Source organism: Thioalkalivibrio sp. ALJ3 (assembly GCF_000377205.1).
GTDB lineage: Bacteria > Pseudomonadota > Gammaproteobacteria > Ectothiorhodospirales > Ectothiorhodospiraceae > Thioalkalivibrio.
On record NZ_KB897912.1, the window covers coordinates 25943 to 43217 of the forward strand.

Sequence of the window (17275 nt, forward strand, 5' to 3'; positions counted from 1 at the left end):
CGTGGGCCTCCTGCTCCTTGGCAGCGCCAACCTTCAGGCCGATGAACCATCGGAGCCCCTGATCGTATCCCAGGACCATGCCTGGCCGCCTTTTGCCTTCGCAGACAGGGGTGGCGAACCGCGTGGGCTCCTCATCGATTTGTGGCGGGCGATCGCCGACGAACTCGACCGCCCGGTTGAATTCCGCCTGGTCGACTGGCCGCGCACCCTGGATCTCGTGCGCGACGGCGAGGCCGATGTCCATGGCGGGCTGATTCGGTCGCCCGAACGCGAACAGACACTGGCGTTCAGCGAAGGGTTGCTCCCCTTGCGAACCTTCGTGTTCGTGCGTACCGGAGCCCCGGTGGCCAGCCTCGATGAGTTGACCCACAAACCGGCTGGTGTGGTCGACGGCAGCTTCGAACTCGAGTTCATGCAGCGCGAACGCCCCGAACACCCCTTGCAGATTTTCGATAACAACGAGCAGATGATGCGCGCCGCGGTGGACGGCACGATCGATGTCTTCGTCGGTGACTACCCGGTCGCCATGTACCTGCTGGACCGGTATGGCGAACCGGGCATGTTTCACCCCCTCGACTTGCTCTATGAACAACCCCTGCGCGCGGCAGTCGCTCATGGCGACGAGGCACTACTGAACGAGATCGATACCGCAATTGCACAGCTGGACGACGAGTTACTGCGCCAAATTACCCAACGCTGGATCCAATCGAACACCGTCGAGGTAATCCCGGCCTGGCTGGCCCCCACGGTTATTGGCATGGTTCTGCTTGCCCTGCTCCTGTATGCCGTCCTGCTCCTTCGGCAACGTCGCACGCTCGAAAGGCGGGTACGTGAGCGCACCGCCGAGCTCGAGGACGAGCGCGAACTGCTGCGCACTCTGAGCGAACATGCCGCCGCTGGCGTGTTCATCCTGCAGAACGACCGCTTCAAGACCGTGAACCGAGCGCTCACACGCATCCTTCAGCGCCCGGAATCCCAGCTGCTGTCCAACCCCTTCTACGAGATCATCCACCCGGACCAGCGCGCGGCCATGACCCAGCGGGCTCGCGACCGCATCGCTGGCAAGACGGTACCGGATCATTTCGAGATGAAAGTCATCACTGGCGAAGGCACGACCCGCTGGGTGGAACTGACCGCCGGGCGCGTGGAACTGCAAAGCGGCCCGGCAAGCATCGGCACGATGTACGACGTGACTCAGCGGCGGGCGCTGGAGGATCAGTTGCGTGCCAGCGAAAGCCAGTATCGTCAACTGGTCGAGAACATCGGTGACATCGTTTACACCCTCACACCCGAGGGCGTGATCTCCTACGTCTCGCCGCAATGGACTCGTGTGCTGGGCTATAGCGCCGAAGAAGTCACCGGAACTCCCATAGTTGACTACGTGCACTCGGATGACCGCGAGGAGTTCGGCCGCTTCCTGAAACGCACGGTTCGTTCGAGCAATGGCGAGCACGAAATCGAATATCGCATCCGTCATCACGGCGGGGAGTGGCGCTGGCACGTCTCGAGCGGTGCGTCGATCCGCGACACGTCCGGCCAGTTGACCGGATATGTAGGCGTGGCCCGGGACATCACCGAGCGACGCCACATGCATGACGAAATACGGTATCAGGCCCGTTTCAATGCCATGCTCGCGCGTCTTTCATCCGATTTCGTAACGGCGAACGCGGACCTCATGGACGAACGCATCGATACCGCCCTCGCCGACATCGGGCGCTTTTTCGAGAGTGATCGCTGCTACCTGTTCGAGTTGTCGCCAGAAGGCGACCAAATGGACAACACCCACGAATGGTGTGCCCGCGGCGTGTTCTCCGTGATGGGCCAGTTGCGGCAAGTGGATCTGCGCGAACTCCCCTGGTGGCGTGCACGCATGCTGGAGATGCTCGAACAACGCACGCCGGTTGTCATCCCCGCGGTGGACGACCTCCCCGAGGAGGCCGCCACCGAACGCAAGTTGTTCCAGCAACAGGCGATCAAGACCCTGATCTGCGTACCCATCCTGACCGGGCAACAGGTGACCGGCTTTCTCGGCATGGACATGCTGCGCCACCGTAGCTGGCGCAATGATCAGGCGGAGCTGCTGCTGGTGCTCGGCAACCTGATCTCCGAGGCCTTGCAACGCAACCACCTGGAGATTCAGCTACGTGACCTGGGAATCACGGATCCATTGACCGGTCTCTACAATCGCCGCTACCTGATAGAGCGTCTGCGTGAACAGATCGAGGCCTGGCGCCGCCATGGCGAAAGCTTTGCCCTGGCGATCCTCGATCTGGATCATTTCAAGGCGCTCAACGACACCTGCGGGCACCTGGCCGGCGACGAGGTCCTGCGCAACTTTGGCGACGTGCTTCGGCGCCAGCGTCGGGCCTTCGATATCGCGGCACGCTTCGGTGGCGAGGAATTCATCGTGGTGCTCACCCATGTCAATCGCGAGGCCGCCATGATCGCCATCGAGCGTCTGTTGCAGGCTGCCCGGGAACTCGACACCCATTTCGAAGGCGAGTCACTGGCGTTCACGGTCAGTGCCGGCCTCGCCTGGTCCGAGGAATGCGATCCCGCGAACCTGACACCCGAGGCGTTGATCGATCTGGCGGACGAACGCCTGTATCGCGCAAAGGCAAAGGGGCGCGACCGGCTGGTGGCCGGGGACGAGTAATCAGCGTTTCTCAGGGTCCTCGCGCCCCGGACAGGCATCACTGAGAGGACATTCCTGACAAAGCGGTTTGGGACGGCAGCGCTGCTTGCCGTGCTCCACGATCAGCGCGTGCAGATCGTTGAAGGCCTGCGCATCCGGCCCCAGTTCCGACTCCACCCAGGCCCGCAGGTCGTCGTAGGAACCACGGGCATGCGGCAGGCCCAGCCGTTCGAACAGCCGCCGGGTGTAGGCATCGACCACGAACACGGGCCGCTCAAAGGCGTACAGCACGATGTCGTCCGCCGTCTCCGGCCCCACGCCCTTGACGCCCAGAAGGGCCGATCGCAGGGCTTCGGTTTCCATGCGGGCCAGGGCTTCCACCCCGCCCTGCTGTTCCAGAAAGCGCAGCAGGTGCCGCAGGCGCTCGGCCTTCACGTTGAAGTACCCGCTGGGGCGGATGTGCTCGGCCAGGGTCTCGTGCGGGAGTTCCAGCAGGGCTTCCGGGTCCAGCACATCCGCCGCGCGCAGATTGGCGATCGCACGTTCGACATTGGTCCAGCTGGTGTTCTGCGTGAGCACCGCGCCCACCATGACCTCGAACGCCGACTCCGCCGGCCACCACTGCAGGTCGCCGTAGGCGTCCTGCAGGCGCTGCCGAACCTCGACCACGCGCAACGGCATCAGGACCGCGCCCGACCACCCGGCTTGCGTGGCCCGCCCTTGCGCCCGGACCGTCCTGGCGCCCCGCGCCCGGTCTTGCCGCCCTTGCCGGGGCCGCTCCCCGGCTTGGTGGAGGTCCAGCGATCCGCTTCGCGTACGCGCCCCCCCGACTTGCCCCGCTTGCCACGCGCGGGCCGGGTGTTGCGGCCCGGCCCGCGGCGCCGACCCCGCTCGCGAATGGATTCCGGCACTGGCAGCTCGACCGCCTCGTACAGCGCCTCGACCTCGCTCACCTCCAGATCACGGGAGGCGCCCGTCTTCAGGCCACGCCCGAGCACCACCGGCCCGTAGCGCACCCGGATCAGCCGACTGACGGTCACCCCGACCGCGTCCCACAGGCGGCGCACCAGGCGGTTGCGTCCTTCGCTGACCACGACATGAAACCAGTGGTTGGCGCCATCGCCGCCGCGCTCTTCCAGGACATCGAAACGCGCGGGACCATCCTCCAGCTCGACCCCTTCCAGCAGCATGCGCCGCGTATCGTCGGGGACCTCGCCGAGCACCCGCACCGCATATTCGCGCTCCAGCGAATGGCTGGGGTGCATCAGGCGATTGGCCAGTTCGCCATCAGTGGTGAACAGCAAAAGCCCTGAGGTATTCAGGTCGAGACGCCCAACCGCCACCCAGCGCTGCCCCTTCAGGCGCGGCAGGCTGGCGAACACGGGCTTGCGGCCCTCGGGATCGCTACGACTGCAGATCTCGCCGACCGGCTTGTGATACACGAGCCAGCGATGGGCATGCTCCGCCATGTGGATCACGCGCCCGCGCACGCGGATCACGTCATTCGGCCCCACCTGATCGCCCAGCTTGGCCGTGCGCTGGTTGACCTTCACCTCGCCGCGCTCGATCCAGCCCTCGATCTCGCGCCGCGAACCGAGGCCGCGCGCCGCCAGGACCTTTTGTACCCGTTCCGACATTCCTGCTGACTCCAGACGTCTCGACCCGGCCGCATTGCCGCGACCGGACCCGCATTCATTATGATGGGCGCTCACGATACACCAACAGGACGTTGCCCATGAGCGCCCAGAGCCCGGAAACCACCCCCGTCCAGACCCCGCTGAACATCGCCGTCCTCACGGTATCCGACAGCCGAACGCTGGCCGAGGACCGCTCGGGGGATGCCCTCGTGGAGCGGCTGGAGGGCGCAGGGCACCGCCTGGCCGAGCGCCGCGTGGTCCGGGACGACATCTACGCGATCCGCGCCGAACTCTCGCGCTGGATTGCCGACCCGGAGATCGACGCGGTGCTGACCACTGGCGGCACCGGCATCACCGGCCGCGACGGCACGCCGGAAGCCGCCTCGGTGCTGCTGGACAAGACGATCGAGGGCTTCGGCGAGCTGTTCCGCATGCTGTCCTATGAAGAGATCGGTACCTCCAGCCTGCAGTCCCGCGCCCTGTCGGGCGTGGCCAACGGCACTTATGTCTTCGTGCTGCCCGGCTCCACCGGCGCCTGCCGCACCGCCTGGGACCGCATCATCCAGGCCCAGCTGGACGCCCGCACCATGCCCTGCAACCTGACCATGCTGATGCCGCGCCTGAAGGAGTCCTGAGCGGTCAATCCGGATCGGCCCCGGGCTCGTCGGGGGCGAAGCACACCGGCGAAGCGTGTCCGCCGGTTCGCTCCTCCTCGGCCCTCTCGGCATTGAGGAGATCGCGCAACACCGCCGCGTGGCTGTGCTCCACATCCCGCGTCGCCGTCAGCAGGGTCAGGCGGCCACGGCGGGCATACCCCAGCAACCGGCCAAAGGCCTCGGGGCCCGCGTCCAGTTCCGCCTGATAACGACGGCTGAAGTCACGCCAGCGACCCGGGTCATGCGCGAACCAGCGGCGCAGGTCCGCCGATGGCGCGACAGACTTCTCCCAGGCGTCCAATGCGAGCGTGGATTTCTTCACCCCGCGCGGCCACAGGCGGTCAACCAGCACGCGGAACCCGTCCTCGGGATCGACCGGATCGTAGACGCGCCGAATCCACACCCGGTCCATGCAGCGCTTACCGATCCACGTGTGTCTGCAGCCAGTACTCGAGCAGGGCCGCGTGCCAGAGCTTGGAGCCCTGGATGCGGGTGAAGTACTGGTCCGGGGCGTCCAGCAGCTTGTCGATGTAGGCCGGCTGGTACAGCCCGCGCTCGCGCGAGGCGCGCGAGGTGAGGATGTCGCGCATGAACTCGAGGAATTCCCCGCGCACGTATTTCAGCGCCGGCACCGGGAAATAACCCTTGGGCCGGTCCAGCACCGCATCCGGCAGGCGCCCGCGGGCGATGCGGCGCAGCACGTCCTTGCCGCCGTCACCGAGCTTCAGGTGCGGCGGCATCGCGGCGGCCGTCTCCACCAGCTCGTGATCCAGGAACGGCACCCGCGCCTCCAGGCCGAAGGCCATCGTCATGTTGTCCACACGCTTGACCGGATCGTCCACGATCAACGTGGTCACATCCAGCGCCAGCACCGCGTCGATGAAGGAATCCGCGCGGTCGGTCTCGAGTTCGGCAAACTGCTCGCGCAGCCAGTCGCCGGTCACGTCGTTCGCCGGCGGGTGGCGCAGCGTTTCGGCCATCTCGGGGTGGTCGCGGTCGAAGTAGTGGCGGCGGAAACGTTCCACCCAGTCGCCATGGCGGTCCTCGGCCATCTGCGGGTACCAGAAGTAGCCGCCGAAGACCTCGTCCGCGCCCTGGCCGGACTGCACCACCTTCACATGCTGCGAGACCTGCTCGGACAGCAGGTAGAAGGCCACCGCGTCCTGGCCGAACATTGGCTCGGCCATCGCCCCAACCGCCTCCGGCAATCGGGCCAGCACCTGGTCGTTGGGGATCAGCGTGGCCTGGTGGTCGGTGGCGTAGCGCTCGGCGACCGGATCGGAGTATTCGAACTCCGAGCCCTTCTCCTCCGGCTGGTCCTCGAAGCCGACGGTAAAGGTGCGCAGGTCCTGGGCCCCCTCCTCCATCGCCAACGCCACCAGCAGGGAGGAATCCAGTCCGCCGGAGAGCAGCACGCCCACCGGCACGTCGGCCACCTCCAGGCGCTTTCGCACGGCCGCGCGGAGGCCATGTTCAATACGCTCCTGCCACTCGGCATCGGAGACCGGGTGATCCGGGCGACGGGCTTGCAGCGTCCAGTAGCGCTGCAGCCGTTCCTGCCCTCGCGCATCGATGCTCAGGTAATGCCCCGGCTCCAGCTTGCGGATGCCGCGCAGCACGGTACGCGGCGCGGGCACCACCGCGTGCAGCGAGAACAGCATGTGCAGCGCCTCGGCATCCAGCTCGGTGTCCACGTCGCCCGGCGCCAGCAGCGCCTGGGTGTTGGAGGCGAAGCGGATGCCGTCGCCGGTGCGCGCCAGGTACAACGGCTTGATGCCCATGCGGTCGCGCGCCAGCAACAGGCGCTGCGCATGGCCGTCATACAAGGCAAAGGCGAACATGCCGTGCAGCCGGGCCACGATGCCCTCGCCCCACTCAGCGTAGCCGCGCAGGATGACCTCGGTATCGCCGGTGGAAAAGAAGCGATGGCCGCGGCCCTCCAGCTCGCTGCGCAGAGCGCGGAAGTTGTAGATCGCGCCATTGAACACCAACGCGAGCCCGGTCTCCGGGTCGAACATCGGCTGATGCGCGCGCTGCGACAGGTCCAGGATCGACAGGCGCCGGTGCCCCAGCGCGACCCGCCCGGAGGCCCACAGCCCGTCGGCATCCGGCCCGCGCCGTTCCAGGCAGGGCAGCATGCGCGCCACGATCTCGCCGCTGGCGCGCCGCTCACCCCAGACGAATTCTCCCGCGATCCCGCACATCGAGTTTTTCCTTGCTGGTTGGATTGGGGTCGAATTGCCACCCTGCCCGACACGAACAGGGCTTCGCCCCGCAAGCAGACTCCTACTGATTGGGGGCCTCTTCCGGGGCCGTGCCGAAGGCTGTCTCCAGCGCCTCCATCAGGGCCTCACTGGCGGCCCCGGCGCGGTCGCGATCCGCGTGCGCCATGTAGAACGGAACCTCGTGTCGCGTACCCGCCTCCAGGCTAAGTTCGACCAGTCGCCCCTGGTCGAGATCCTCCGCGACACGATCTAGCGGCAGCCAGGCGAAACCGATCCCGGAGCGCAGAATGTCTCGCGCGGTACTCATGTGCGACACGGTCCAGCGCTGATCGGCCTCGACCCAGCCACCCTGCCCGGCCTGCCGTTCGCCGGAGTCGCGCACCACGATCTGGCGCTGAGTCTGAAGGTCCCGCCGCGTCAGCCGCCGACCGCCGGCCAGCGGGTGCCCAGGGTGTGCCACGCACACCATGATCTGATCCGTCAGCCAGGCGCCCAGATAGCCGCCGGGCAGCTCCGGCGCGATCAATATATCCACGCGGCCTTCGTGCAGGAGTTCCGGGCCGCCGCTCAGGACGACCTCCTCCAGCTGAACACGCGTGGCCGGATAGGCACGGGAAAAGCGCTCCAGCGCCTGGATCACCGGGCCGCGCGGCAGGATCTGGTCTACCGCCAGCCGCACCTCGGACTCCACACCGGCCGCGAGCGCTCCGGCCAGGGCCTCGATCTCGGCGGCCTCCTCCAGCAGGTGCTCGGCCCGGCGCAGTAGCGCCACGCCCGCCGGGGTCAAGACCGCCTTGCGGCCCTGGACTTCGAAGACCTCGACGCCCAGGCGCTCTTCCAGCTTCTGCACCGCATGGTTCACGCTGGAGGGGCTCTTGTGTACCTGTTCCGCGGCACGGGCAAAGCCGCCGGCGGCCACTACCGCCTGCAGCATGCGCCATTGCTCCAGGGAGACGCGGATCAACAGACTCGCCCGCGCCGAGATTCCGGCCATCCCGCCCCGACGCGGCGTTCCGGTTCTGGCGAGAGGCTGCATCGCCACTGCCGTGGCTTGGCCTCACGCAGCCTCGAACGGCACGCCTCCGGATTCATCCTAGGGAAACACTGATCCATGTACACGCTCGCGCTCGAGTCGCTTTTGCGTGCGAACAAGGCGCGGTGACTGCCGTGCAGCATTCTGCACAAGGGAACCGCAACGCCGTTCCCGCGCAAAAGCGGCCGAGCCCCTGCTTTAAAAGGATCGTGGGGTTGGCACCCCAGGTTCCCCGATCCTGCGTTGCGGCCCTTGCCGGTAGAACCACTACCGGCTACGCACCGCGCCTTGTCTCGGAAAACCTGGGGTACCAACGCGAGCGTGTACATGGATCAGTGTTTCCCTACTGTTCTTCCGGGCACCCGCAGCCGGTCTTGTGGATACGCCGATGCCACTCCTCGCGCATCCGCGCGTAAGCGGTCGTGGTCATCAGCAGCAGATGGACCGTGGAGGGGTAGATCCGGCCATCCATGCGCAGGGTCTCGGTCAGCTCCGGGTACTTGCCCTCGGGGATGTAGAAAAAGTCCTGCCCCTCGCGCAGCTGGTCCTTTTGCGCCTTGAACAGGCGAAAGGCCGTGCCCTTGGGCACGCCGTTCCATTCGTCGATCTGGCGCAGGCTCAGGGTGGCGTACCCCGCGTGGATGATCGGGTCCGGCAGGGCGGCGCTGGCGGAACCCTCGCGCCCGGGAAACAGTCCTGCACTACGGGGGTCTTCGTCGCTTTCAATCCTCATGCTGGCATTATGGCATGCCGAAAGCCGGCCGACGGAACAGGACGACACGAATGGAATTGTTACAGGAATACGGGCTGTTCTTCGCCAAACTCGTGACCGCCCTCGTGGTGGTGCTGATCTTCGTGAGCGCCGTGGCGGGGGTGATCGCCAAGAGCCGCGAGCGGCGGCCCGACCGCCTGACGGTACGCAAGCTGAACGATCGTTATCGCCGTATGGAGAAGACCATTCGCCACGCGGTCGAGGGAAGCGCCAACTGGCGAGAGCGGCTGCGCAAGAAGCTGGGATGGCAACGCGGCGACTCCTCCTCCAGCAAAGGTGAGTCCGCCGAACCGCCAAAGCCGGATACACCGACCGAACATCCCGGCCAGGATTCCGGCGAACAGGACCGACCAAGGGTTTACGTACTTCGCTTCACCGGCGACATCCGCGCCTCCAGCGTCGACAGTCTGCGCGAGGAGGTGACCGCGATCCTGACCCTCGCCCGCCCCGAGCAGGACCGGGTCATCGTATGCCTGGAGAGCCCGGGCGGGCTCGTCCCGTCGTACGGCCTGGCCGCCTCGCAACTGGCCCGCCTGCGCGACCAGGGGCTGGACCTGACCGTTGCCGTGGATCGTGTCGCCGCCAGCGGCGGGTACATGATGGCCGCGGTGGCGCACCGGATCGTGGCCGCGCCCTTCGCGGTGCTGGGGTCGATCGGGGTCGTGGCCCAGATTCCGAATCTGCACCGCTGGCTGGAGCGCCATGACATCGATGTCGAACTACTGACCGCCGGCGAATACAAACGCACCCTGACTGTACTCGGGGAGAACACGGACGAGGGCCGCCGCAAGTTCCGCGAGCAGCTGGAAGAGGCTCACGATCAGTTCAAGACGTTTCTCTCTCGTTACCGGCCGTCACTGGACCTGGAAAAATTGGCGACCGGCGAACACTGGTACGGCGAACAGGCACACGAACTGGGCCTGGCCGACGAACTGCGAACCAGCGATGATCTGCTGCTGGAGACCAGCCGCGAGGCTGACCTGTTCGAGATTACCTATACCCGCCCGCAGCGCCTGAGCCGGCGCATCACGCTGGCGATGGAGTCCATTGTCGAGCGTGTGCTGCGCAGCCAGGGACCCGAGGCACGGCTTTGAGCCATCTCGGCATAAAGGGAAGAAGAACACGTCCCTGCCCGTCGACCATGCAAAGGACCAATTCGGAGGATATGACCATGCAAAACCGTTCCCACACCCCCGCGTTGCTGTTGTGTCTGCTCGCCAGCCTGGCCTTCTTTGCCCTGCCGCTGAAGGCGGCCGCCGACGACCAGATGCCCTGGGGCTCGGCCGAGATGATGGACCGCGAATACCAGCCACGAAAGGTGGTCTACGACGTCTACGTGGACACCGAGGACGAACTGAACATGGTTCTGGACCGCGTCAGCATGCTGAACAACGTCTACGAGTCCGATCCGTTCGAAGCCCACATCGTGCTGGTTCTGCACGGGCGCGAGGTGCCGTTCTTCACTCGTGATCAGTTCGACGAGCGCGAGGAGACCATGCGCCGAGCCAAGTCCCTTACCGAAGGTGGCGTGGTGGAATTCCGGATGTGCGAGGCCTCCGCCCGGCTGCGGGGTATCGAGCACGAAGAGATCCACGGCTTCGTGAATCTGGTGCCCATGGCCGACGCCGAGATCGTCGAGCTGCAGCACGAGGGCTACCTGCTGATGCAGTGAGGCCCGCCTTCAGGCAGACGCCAGCACCCTGGCGTCTGCCTGGTCACGCCCCCTCAAAGTCCCCGTGTCGACGGCCTTGCCCTCGTCCCATGCGATCGCATCCCGAGGAGTTCCCGCTCATGAAACGACGCCTGTTCGCCTTTCTGCTCGCGGCCACCGGCCCCACCCTGGTCATGGCCGACGAACCGCGGATGAGCGACCCTGATCGCAATGTCTATATCCCGGGGGCCGAGGACAGCGAGGGCGTATTGCGCGTGGCTGCGGTCTACAACAGCGACCGCATTCGGATTCACTACGAGTACGAGACTCACAGCCCCAGCTGGTATCACCAATACTGGCGCTACGAGGATGGCGAATGGGTGCGTTATGGCTCCGGCGGCCCGGAGCCGGACGAACACGGCCTGTACGAAGACCGGATCTCGATGATGCTGGATGACGGCTCGGTCGACGACTTCATGCGCCTCGGTGGCTGGATGACGGCGCACGAGGGCATGCGCAGCCTGAGTTCGGAGGTGGATCACGACGACGTACGCGAACACCCCAAGCTGGGCGAGGAGATGGGCCGTAGCGACGTGCGCAAGTACCTGCCGCAGACCCGCGAGACCGATGACCCGGAAGACGTCTCCTGGGACGCCATCCGCGATGATGACGAACTCGAGGCGATGCGCGAGAACGGCGAATTCCTCGATCTCTGGCAGTGGCGGGCACACCGCAGCCACCCGGTCGGATATGCGGACAACGGCTATGTGCTGCACTACCGCCTCGCCTCCGAGGGCGACAGCATGTTCACCACCAACTGGGACGACGACGCCGACCAGCCCGCCTATATGTTCGACCCCGACCAGGTGGGCGCCCCGGCCCTCGACTGGAAGCGCCTGGTCGCGGGCGAATACGGCCAGAACGACCCCTACTTCCTGTCGGAAGACAACTCGATGGCATTCGATCCAGACTACGACTGGCAGGAGGGTGACACACTACCCCAGCGCTTCCTGCGCGAGCCCAGTGGCAGCCGCGGCGCGATCGAGGCTTCGGGCGGCTACCAGGACGGGGCCTGGCGCATCGCGTTGACCCGCTCACTCGACGCCCCGGACCCGCGCGACAGCAAGGCACTCGAGCAAGGCAATACCTACAACGTCGCCTTCGCCGTGCACCACGGCACGGGAGCCCGCTGGCATCTGGTCTCGCTGCCCATGACACTGGGTCTGGACGATGGCGAGGCCGACATCAAGGCCCAGTACACGGACGGGCATCTGGACGACGCCGATCTTGAGTGGACCGAGGTCCCGGTGTTCTATCCGGGACAGATGACTTACCAGGACCTGCACGGCGACACGCACGGGGCCGGTGGCCCGCTCGTGCGCGACGGCGACCTGGGCGTGCTTGATGCCCACGATCCGGAGGGGCTCGCGGACGTGATCATCGAGCACGAGCTGCGCCAGCTGGAGGACCAGGGAGACACTGACTGAACGCCGCACGAGGCCGCCTACAGGGTGCCGGCTGGCGGCGAACCTCTCCTTGAGGATGGGAACAGTCGCGGCATCCAGCGCAGGTAGCCGAGCATCCCGAACAGTTCGACCAGCGACTGCAGCACGATGACCATGACGGCCGCGTGTAACGCCTCGGGCAGCGCAAGGGCCACCGGCAGAACGACAAACGAGTTGCGCGTACCCAGGCTGAACGCCAGCGTGCGCCCCTGCTCGCCGGGCAGGCCGAAGACCCGGGCCAGAACCCATGCCAGCGCTGCCGCACCGAGCAGGTACAGCAGGTACACCGGGATCACGCCCATTAACTCCAGTCCGCCCTCGAACACCACGTGGGCCTCCGCCAGGGTGATCAGCCCCACCACCAGCGCCAGTAGCGGAACGGTGGCAACTGCAAAGCGGTTCTGCCAGAACTGTACGCGGCCCCGCAGCCTGAGCGCCTGTTCCAGCAGTATTGCCGCAAGCAGCGGCAGGCCGATCAGCAGCGCAGCCGCGGCGAACACGGTCGGCGACATCAGGCCGAGGGCCTCCCCCGGCCCCAGGATGATGGTCAGGTAAACGGGCAGCATCAGAAACTGTGCCGCCAGGCTCACCGGCGTAAATGCCGCCGCACGCGCACCATCCCCGCCGCCCTGTCGCGCAAAGGTGATGAACCAGTCGGTGCAGGGCATCAGCAGGACCAGCAGGATGCCCAGCCGTATCGCCGGATCGTCGGGGGCCAGCGGCAGCAGCGCGACCAGCAGCAGGGGCACCAGCACGAAGTTCCCCACCAGCGCGGCGACCAGGAAACGCCGGTCGTTGAAGGCGAGCCGGATCGCCTCCCACGGGATTTGCGCGAAGGTGACGAACAGCAACAGCCCGAGCGCGACCCACACCCAGGCGGTCAGTCCCTCGCCAAGCCCCGGCCAGAGGCCGGCCAGCACCAGACCCATCACAATGGCGGCAAGATAGATCCATACCTGAAGGCGTTCCAGCATCGAGACACGTTACCAGAACCCCACGCTGTATCCGGGCTTCGTTGCCCTCGGCATCGGGACGGTTCAGGCTTGGAAATAATCGATATATCGATACATCTCCTTCAGTCGGCCGCCGATGTCATGCCTCACCAAGAGCTTCTGATTGCCTACCACGATTTCCCTCCGGTCACGCGCGATCGGGTAGAGACCCTGCAGGCCAACCTCGGCTATGTCTGTAACCAGACCTGCTTTCATTGCCATGTGAACGCCGGGCCGAACCGGCGCGAGATCATGCCGCCGGAAGTGATCGACGAGCTGCTCGCCTGCTGTGATCGCTGCGACATCCAGACCCTCGACCTGACCGGTGGCGCCCCGGAACTGAATCCCGGGTTTCGCGACCTGGTCCGCAACGCCCGCCAGCGTGGAATACACGTGATCGATCGCTGCAACCTGACCATCCTCGGCGAACCCGGGCAGGACGACCTGGCAGCGTTCCTGGCCGAACAGGGCGTCGAGATCGTGGCCTCTCTGCCCTGTTATCTGGAAGAGAACGTCGATGCCCAGCGTGGCGACGGTGTGTTCGAACGCAGCATTGCAGGTCTGAAGCAGCTCAATGCCCTGGGTTACGGCCAGCCCGGCAGCGGGCTCGGTCTCAACCTGGTCTACAACCCGCAAGGGCCGAGTCTGCCGCCCCCGCAGGCCGAACTGGAAGCCGCCTACCACGAGCACCTCGAACGCGAGTACGGCATCCGTTTCAACGCGCTGTTCACGATCACCAACATGCCCATTCACCGCTTCGCCAAGACGCTTGCGCGTGAAGGCCGTTACAACGCCTACATGCAGACGCTGCGAAACGCCCATCAGTCGTCTAACCTCGCGGGCGTCATGTGTCGGACACTCGTCTCGGTCGACTGGCAGGGATACGTACACGACTGTGACTTCAACCAGATGCTGGAGTTGCCCCTGGGGGCCGGCCGGGGCCGCCGCGTGCACATCGGCGAGCTGACGCCCGACTATCTGGCGCAGGCACCGATTGCGGTCGGCGACCACTGCTACGGGTGCACGGCCGGCCAGGGTTCCAGCTGCGGCGGGGCACTTTGAGTACCCTGCGACCATTCAAATCCTCAACCACGATGAAAAGGAGTTCGTCATGAAAAAGACCCTTCTGGCCACCACACTGTCGCTCGCCCTCGCCGCTACGTCCGCGCAGGCATTCGATGTGGACGGCATGATCACCAAGGCCAGCCCGCACTCGGCCTCGGAAACACTGGACCGCCTCGAGTCCGCCTTGGAGGCGAACGATGTCAACGTCGCCCTGCGCTGGGATCACGCCAGCAAGGCCGCGGGCGAGGACATTGATCTTGGCCCGACCGAGCTGCTGCTGTTCGGCAATCCGGCCCTGGGCAGCCACATGTTCACCAGCCGCCAGCACGCCGGTATCGACCTGCCGATGAAGGCGCTGGCCTGGACCGATGCGGACGGGCAGACCTGGCTGGCCTATAACGACCCCGAATGGCTGGCCGCGCGCCACGGGATCGACGATCGCGAGGAAATCGTCGAACAGATGAGCAACGCGCTCGACAACCTGTCCAGCGCGGCGATCGCCGACGACTGAGCACCAGCACCCGGCGGGCGATTCGTTATAGTGGGGGCCGGACCCAATTCACCGGGGGACTCATGGATCGCCCGCCTCATTTCAATCCTTCGGCGCGTGCCGAAGATGTGCTCGGCTGGCGCGAATGGGTCGGCCTGCCGGATCTCGGCCTCGGGGCCATCAAGTGCAAGGTGGACACCGGCGCACGCAGTTCCGCGCTGCACGCCTTTTATGTCGAGAGTTTCACCCGCGACGGGCGTGAGTGGGTGCGCTTTGGCATCCATCCCTATCAGCAGGATGACCAGACCGAGGCCTGGTGCGAGGCCCCGGTGCTGGATGTCCGCAACGTGACCGACTCCGGCGGCCATACCGGGGAGCGCTATTTCATCGCCACCCGTGCAAAAATCGGTGATCGAGTGGTCCCTCTGGAACTTTCCCTGACCAGCCGCGATACCATGCGCTTTCGTATGCTGCTCGGACGCGAGGCCATGCGGGGGCGCTTTCTGGTCGACCCCCGGGCGTCGTTCTTGCTCGGGCGCCCCACTCCACATCTCGCAACACCGGAATCCACGCCCGAATGAAGCTCGGAATCCTCTCGCGCAACAGCAAGCTCTACTCCACCCGGCGCCTGGTGGAGGCAGCCCAGCAACGCGGCCACGAAATCCGCGTGGTGGACCCGCTGCGCTGCTACATGAACATCACGGCACACAAGCCGCAAATCCACTACAAGGGCGATGTCCTCGACCAGTTCAACGCGGTGATCCCGCGTATCGGTGCCTCCATTACCTTCTACGGTACCGCGGTGCTGCGTCAGTTCGAGATGATGAGCGTCTATCCCCTGAACGAATCGGTGGCCATTTCGCGCTCGCGCGACAAGCTGCGCAGCCTGCAACTGCTGTCGCGCCGCGGCATCGGGCTCCCGGTGACCGGGTTTGCCCACTCCCCCGACGATATCGACGACCTGCTCGAGACCGTCGGCGGCGCACCCTGCGTAATCAAGCTGCTGGAAGGGACCCAGGGCCTGGGGGTCGTGCTGGCCGAGACCAAGCAGGCCGCCGATAGCGTGATCCAGGCGTTCATGGGTCTCAGGCAGCATATTCTGGTGCAGGAATACATCAAGGAGGCCAAGGGATCGGATATCCGCTGTTTCGTGATCGGCGAGAAGGTCGTCGCCTCGATGAAGCGCCAGGCGAAAGACGGCGAGTTTCGCTCCAATCTGCATCGCGGTGGCACGGCGACACTGTGCCGTATCACCCCCGAGGAACGGGCCACGGCCGTCCGCGCGGCCAAGGTAATGGGGCTGAACGTCTGCGGCGTGGACCTCCTGCGCTCCAACCATGGAGCGGTGGTAATGGAGGTCAACTCCTCGCCGGGCCTGGAGGGGATCGAAAACGCGTCCGGCAAGGATGTCGCCGGCATGATCATCGAGTTCATCGAGAAGAACGCCAAGCCGAACCGCACCAAGACCAAGGGCCGTGGTTGATGGCCACGCCCAGAGCCGACCGTAACGACCCTATCACCATTGGCGGGACGACTGTCCGCCCGGGCGAACGGCGCACGGTGGAGTTGCAGCTCGGCGCCCTGTACACCCACACCCCGACCAATATGCCCGTGCAGGTCCTGTGCGGCCGGCGCAAAGGGCCGATTCTGTTCGTCAGCGCCGCCATACATGGCGACGAGATCAACGGCGTGGAGATCATCCGCCGCCTGCTGAAGATCCCGGCGCTGCGGCGCATGCGGGGCACACTGCTGGCGGTCCCCGTGGTCAACATGCACGGCTTCATCAACCAAAGCCGCTACCTGCCCGACCGGCGCGACCTGAATCGCTGTTTCCCGGGCTCGCCCAAAGGTTCGCTGGGTGCCCGGATTGCACGGCTGTTCATGCGCGAGATCGTCCACCGCAGTACCCACGGGATCGACCTGCACACCGGGGCGATCCATCGCTCCAACCTGCCGCAGATCCGGGCCAACCTCGACCACGCGGAGACACAGGAACTGGCGCGTGCCTTCGGCGCACCGGTGGTCCTGAATTCCGCACTGCGCGACGGATCCCTGCGCGAAGCCGCTGCTGAGCGGGATACGCCGATCCTGCTGTACGAGGCCGGCGAGGCCCTGCGCTTCGACGAGCTGTCCATCCGCGGCGGTGTGCACGGGATCATCGAGGTGATGCGGCATCTCGGCATGCTGCCGGCGATCCGGCGCCGCAGCCCACGCGAGCCTATCATGGCCCGCACCAGCGGCTGGGTACGTGCCCCCCAAAGCGGCATCCTGCGCAGCTTCGTGCGCCAGGGCGACCGCGTGGTCCGCGACCAGACGCGCCTGGCGATCGTCTCCGATCCCTTCGGCGAGACCGAGACCGAGGTCCTCGCCCCGGCCTCGGGGATCGTCATCGGGCAGCTCAACCTGCCCCTGATCAACGAGGGCGACGCCCTGTTCCATATCGCGCAGTTCAACCGGACCGATCTGGCGGTGGAGCGCCTGGAGACCTTCCAGGAGAACCTCGAGGCCAGCGACTACCCCTACGCCGACGCCCCGCGCCCGGAAACGCCCTGACGTTCACACTCGCGGGGGATCAAAACCCGCTGTCACCACGTCTACGGCTTGAACCCATTCA

Annotated in this window: 17 protein-coding genes; 10 read left to right on the forward strand and 7 right to left on the reverse strand. The window is 65.9% G+C overall.

Annotation, left to right across the window (positions count from 1 at the left end; translation table 11 throughout):
- Position 1 precedes the first annotated feature (1 nt).
- Positions 2-2656 carry a diguanylate cyclase gene (locus C935_RS0112030; RefSeq protein WP_196800540.1) on the forward strand — a complete coding sequence of 885 codons (2655 nt, stop codon included), beginning with the start codon at positions 2-4 and terminating at the stop codon, positions 2654-2656.
- Here C935_RS0112030 and C935_RS0112035 read toward each other — a convergent pair whose 3' ends face one another.
- Together C935_RS0112035 and rluB are read right to left on the reverse strand one after the other, a co-directional pair.
- Positions 2657-3316, reverse strand: a complete 660-nt coding sequence (locus C935_RS0112035) for an endonuclease III domain-containing protein (protein WP_018862746.1) — start codon at positions 3314-3316, stop codon at positions 2657-2659. It abuts the gene before it with no gap.
- Positions 3316-4272: a 23S rRNA pseudouridine(2605) synthase RluB gene (gene rluB, locus C935_RS0112040; protein WP_018862747.1), complete on the reverse strand. Its 957-nt coding sequence runs from the start codon at positions 4270-4272 to the stop codon at positions 3316-3318. Before rluB ends, C935_RS0112035 begins: the two co-directional genes overlap by 1 nt.
- 98 nt (positions 4273-4370) lie before the next feature.
- Between rluB and moaB the strand changes: the two genes are divergently transcribed.
- A complete protein-coding gene (moaB, locus tag C935_RS0112045) occupies positions 4371-4907 on the forward strand; it encodes a molybdenum cofactor biosynthesis protein B (RefSeq protein ID WP_018862748.1) in 537 nt (178 codons plus the stop codon).
- Between the two features lie 4 nt (positions 4908-4911).
- Here the strand turns inward: moaB and C935_RS0112050 are convergent, their stop codons facing one another.
- The 4 genes from C935_RS0112050 to C935_RS0112065 all read right to left on the reverse strand — a co-directional run bounded on the left by C935_RS0112050 (position 4912) and on the right by C935_RS0112065 (position 8919).
- Entirely contained in the window at positions 4912-5340 is a 429-nt protein-coding gene (locus C935_RS0112050; RefSeq protein WP_018862749.1) for a DUF488 domain-containing protein, read from the reverse strand.
- A gap of 7 nt (positions 5341-5347) precedes the next feature.
- Positions 5348-7132 (reverse strand): N-acetylglutaminylglutamine amidotransferase, encoded by a 1785-nt coding sequence (locus C935_RS0112055; RefSeq protein WP_018862750.1) that lies wholly within the window; start codon positions 7130-7132, stop codon positions 5348-5350.
- An 82-nt stretch (positions 7133-7214) separates the two neighbouring features.
- The gene (locus tag C935_RS0112060) at positions 7215-8147 is read right to left on the reverse strand and encodes a LysR family transcriptional regulator (RefSeq protein ID WP_018862751.1); all 933 of its coding nucleotides are present in this window, start codon (positions 8145-8147) and stop codon (positions 7215-7217) included.
- A 382-nt stretch (positions 8148-8529) separates the two neighbouring features.
- Entirely contained in the window at positions 8530-8919 is a 390-nt protein-coding gene (locus C935_RS0112065) for a hypothetical protein (RefSeq protein WP_018862752.1), read from the reverse strand.
- Positions 8920-8969: 50 nt separating this feature from the next.
- Between C935_RS0112065 and sohB the strand changes: the two genes are divergently transcribed.
- The 3 genes from sohB to C935_RS0112080 all read left to right on the forward strand — a co-directional run bounded on the left by sohB (position 8970) and on the right by C935_RS0112080 (position 12096).
- Positions 8970-10052: a protease SohB gene (gene sohB, locus C935_RS0112070; RefSeq protein ID WP_018862753.1), complete on the forward strand. Its 1083-nt coding sequence runs from the start codon at positions 8970-8972 to the stop codon at positions 10050-10052.
- Positions 10053-10123: 71 nt separating this feature from the next.
- Positions 10124-10630 carry a DsrE family protein gene (locus tag C935_RS0112075; protein WP_018862754.1) on the forward strand — a complete coding sequence of 169 codons (507 nt, stop codon included), beginning with the start codon at positions 10124-10126 and terminating at the stop codon, positions 10628-10630.
- A gap of 119 nt (positions 10631-10749) precedes the next feature.
- Positions 10750-12096 carry an ethylbenzene dehydrogenase-related protein gene (locus tag C935_RS0112080; protein ID WP_018862755.1) on the forward strand — a complete coding sequence of 449 codons (1347 nt, stop codon included), beginning with the start codon at positions 10750-10752 and terminating at the stop codon, positions 12094-12096.
- A gap of 17 nt (positions 12097-12113) precedes the next feature.
- Here C935_RS0112080 and C935_RS0112085 read toward each other — a convergent pair whose 3' ends face one another.
- On the reverse strand, positions 12114-13088 hold the full coding sequence (locus tag C935_RS0112085) for an arsenic resistance protein (protein WP_018862756.1): 975 nt from the start codon (positions 13086-13088) through the stop codon (positions 12114-12116).
- 120 nt (positions 13089-13208) lie between these two features.
- Here C935_RS0112085 and arsS point away from each other — a divergent pair, with 120 nt between their 5' ends.
- The 5 genes from arsS (at position 13209) to C935_RS0112110 (ending at position 17214) form a co-directional block, all read left to right on the forward strand.
- Positions 13209-14168 (forward strand): arsenosugar biosynthesis radical SAM (seleno)protein ArsS, encoded by a 960-nt coding sequence (gene arsS / locus C935_RS0112090; protein ID WP_018862757.1) that lies wholly within the window; start codon positions 13209-13211, stop codon positions 14166-14168.
- A 49-nt stretch (positions 14169-14217) separates the two neighbouring features.
- Positions 14218-14682 (forward strand): DUF302 domain-containing protein, encoded by a 465-nt coding sequence (locus C935_RS0112095; RefSeq protein WP_018862758.1) that lies wholly within the window; start codon positions 14218-14220, stop codon positions 14680-14682.
- 62 nt (positions 14683-14744) lie between these two features.
- Positions 14745-15242 (forward strand): ATP-dependent zinc protease, encoded by a 498-nt coding sequence (locus tag C935_RS0112100; protein ID WP_018862759.1) that lies wholly within the window; start codon positions 14745-14747, stop codon positions 15240-15242.
- The gene (gene rimK, locus C935_RS0112105) at positions 15239-16144 is read left to right on the forward strand and encodes a 30S ribosomal protein S6--L-glutamate ligase (RefSeq protein WP_018862760.1); all 906 of its coding nucleotides are present in this window, start codon (positions 15239-15241) and stop codon (positions 16142-16144) included. Before C935_RS0112100 ends, rimK begins: the two co-directional genes overlap by 4 nt.
- A complete protein-coding gene (locus tag C935_RS0112110; protein ID WP_018862761.1) occupies positions 16144-17214 on the forward strand; it encodes a succinylglutamate desuccinylase/aspartoacylase family protein in 1071 nt (356 codons plus the stop codon). Before rimK ends, C935_RS0112110 begins: the two co-directional genes overlap by 1 nt.
- Positions 17215-17275: the final 61 nt, after the last annotated feature.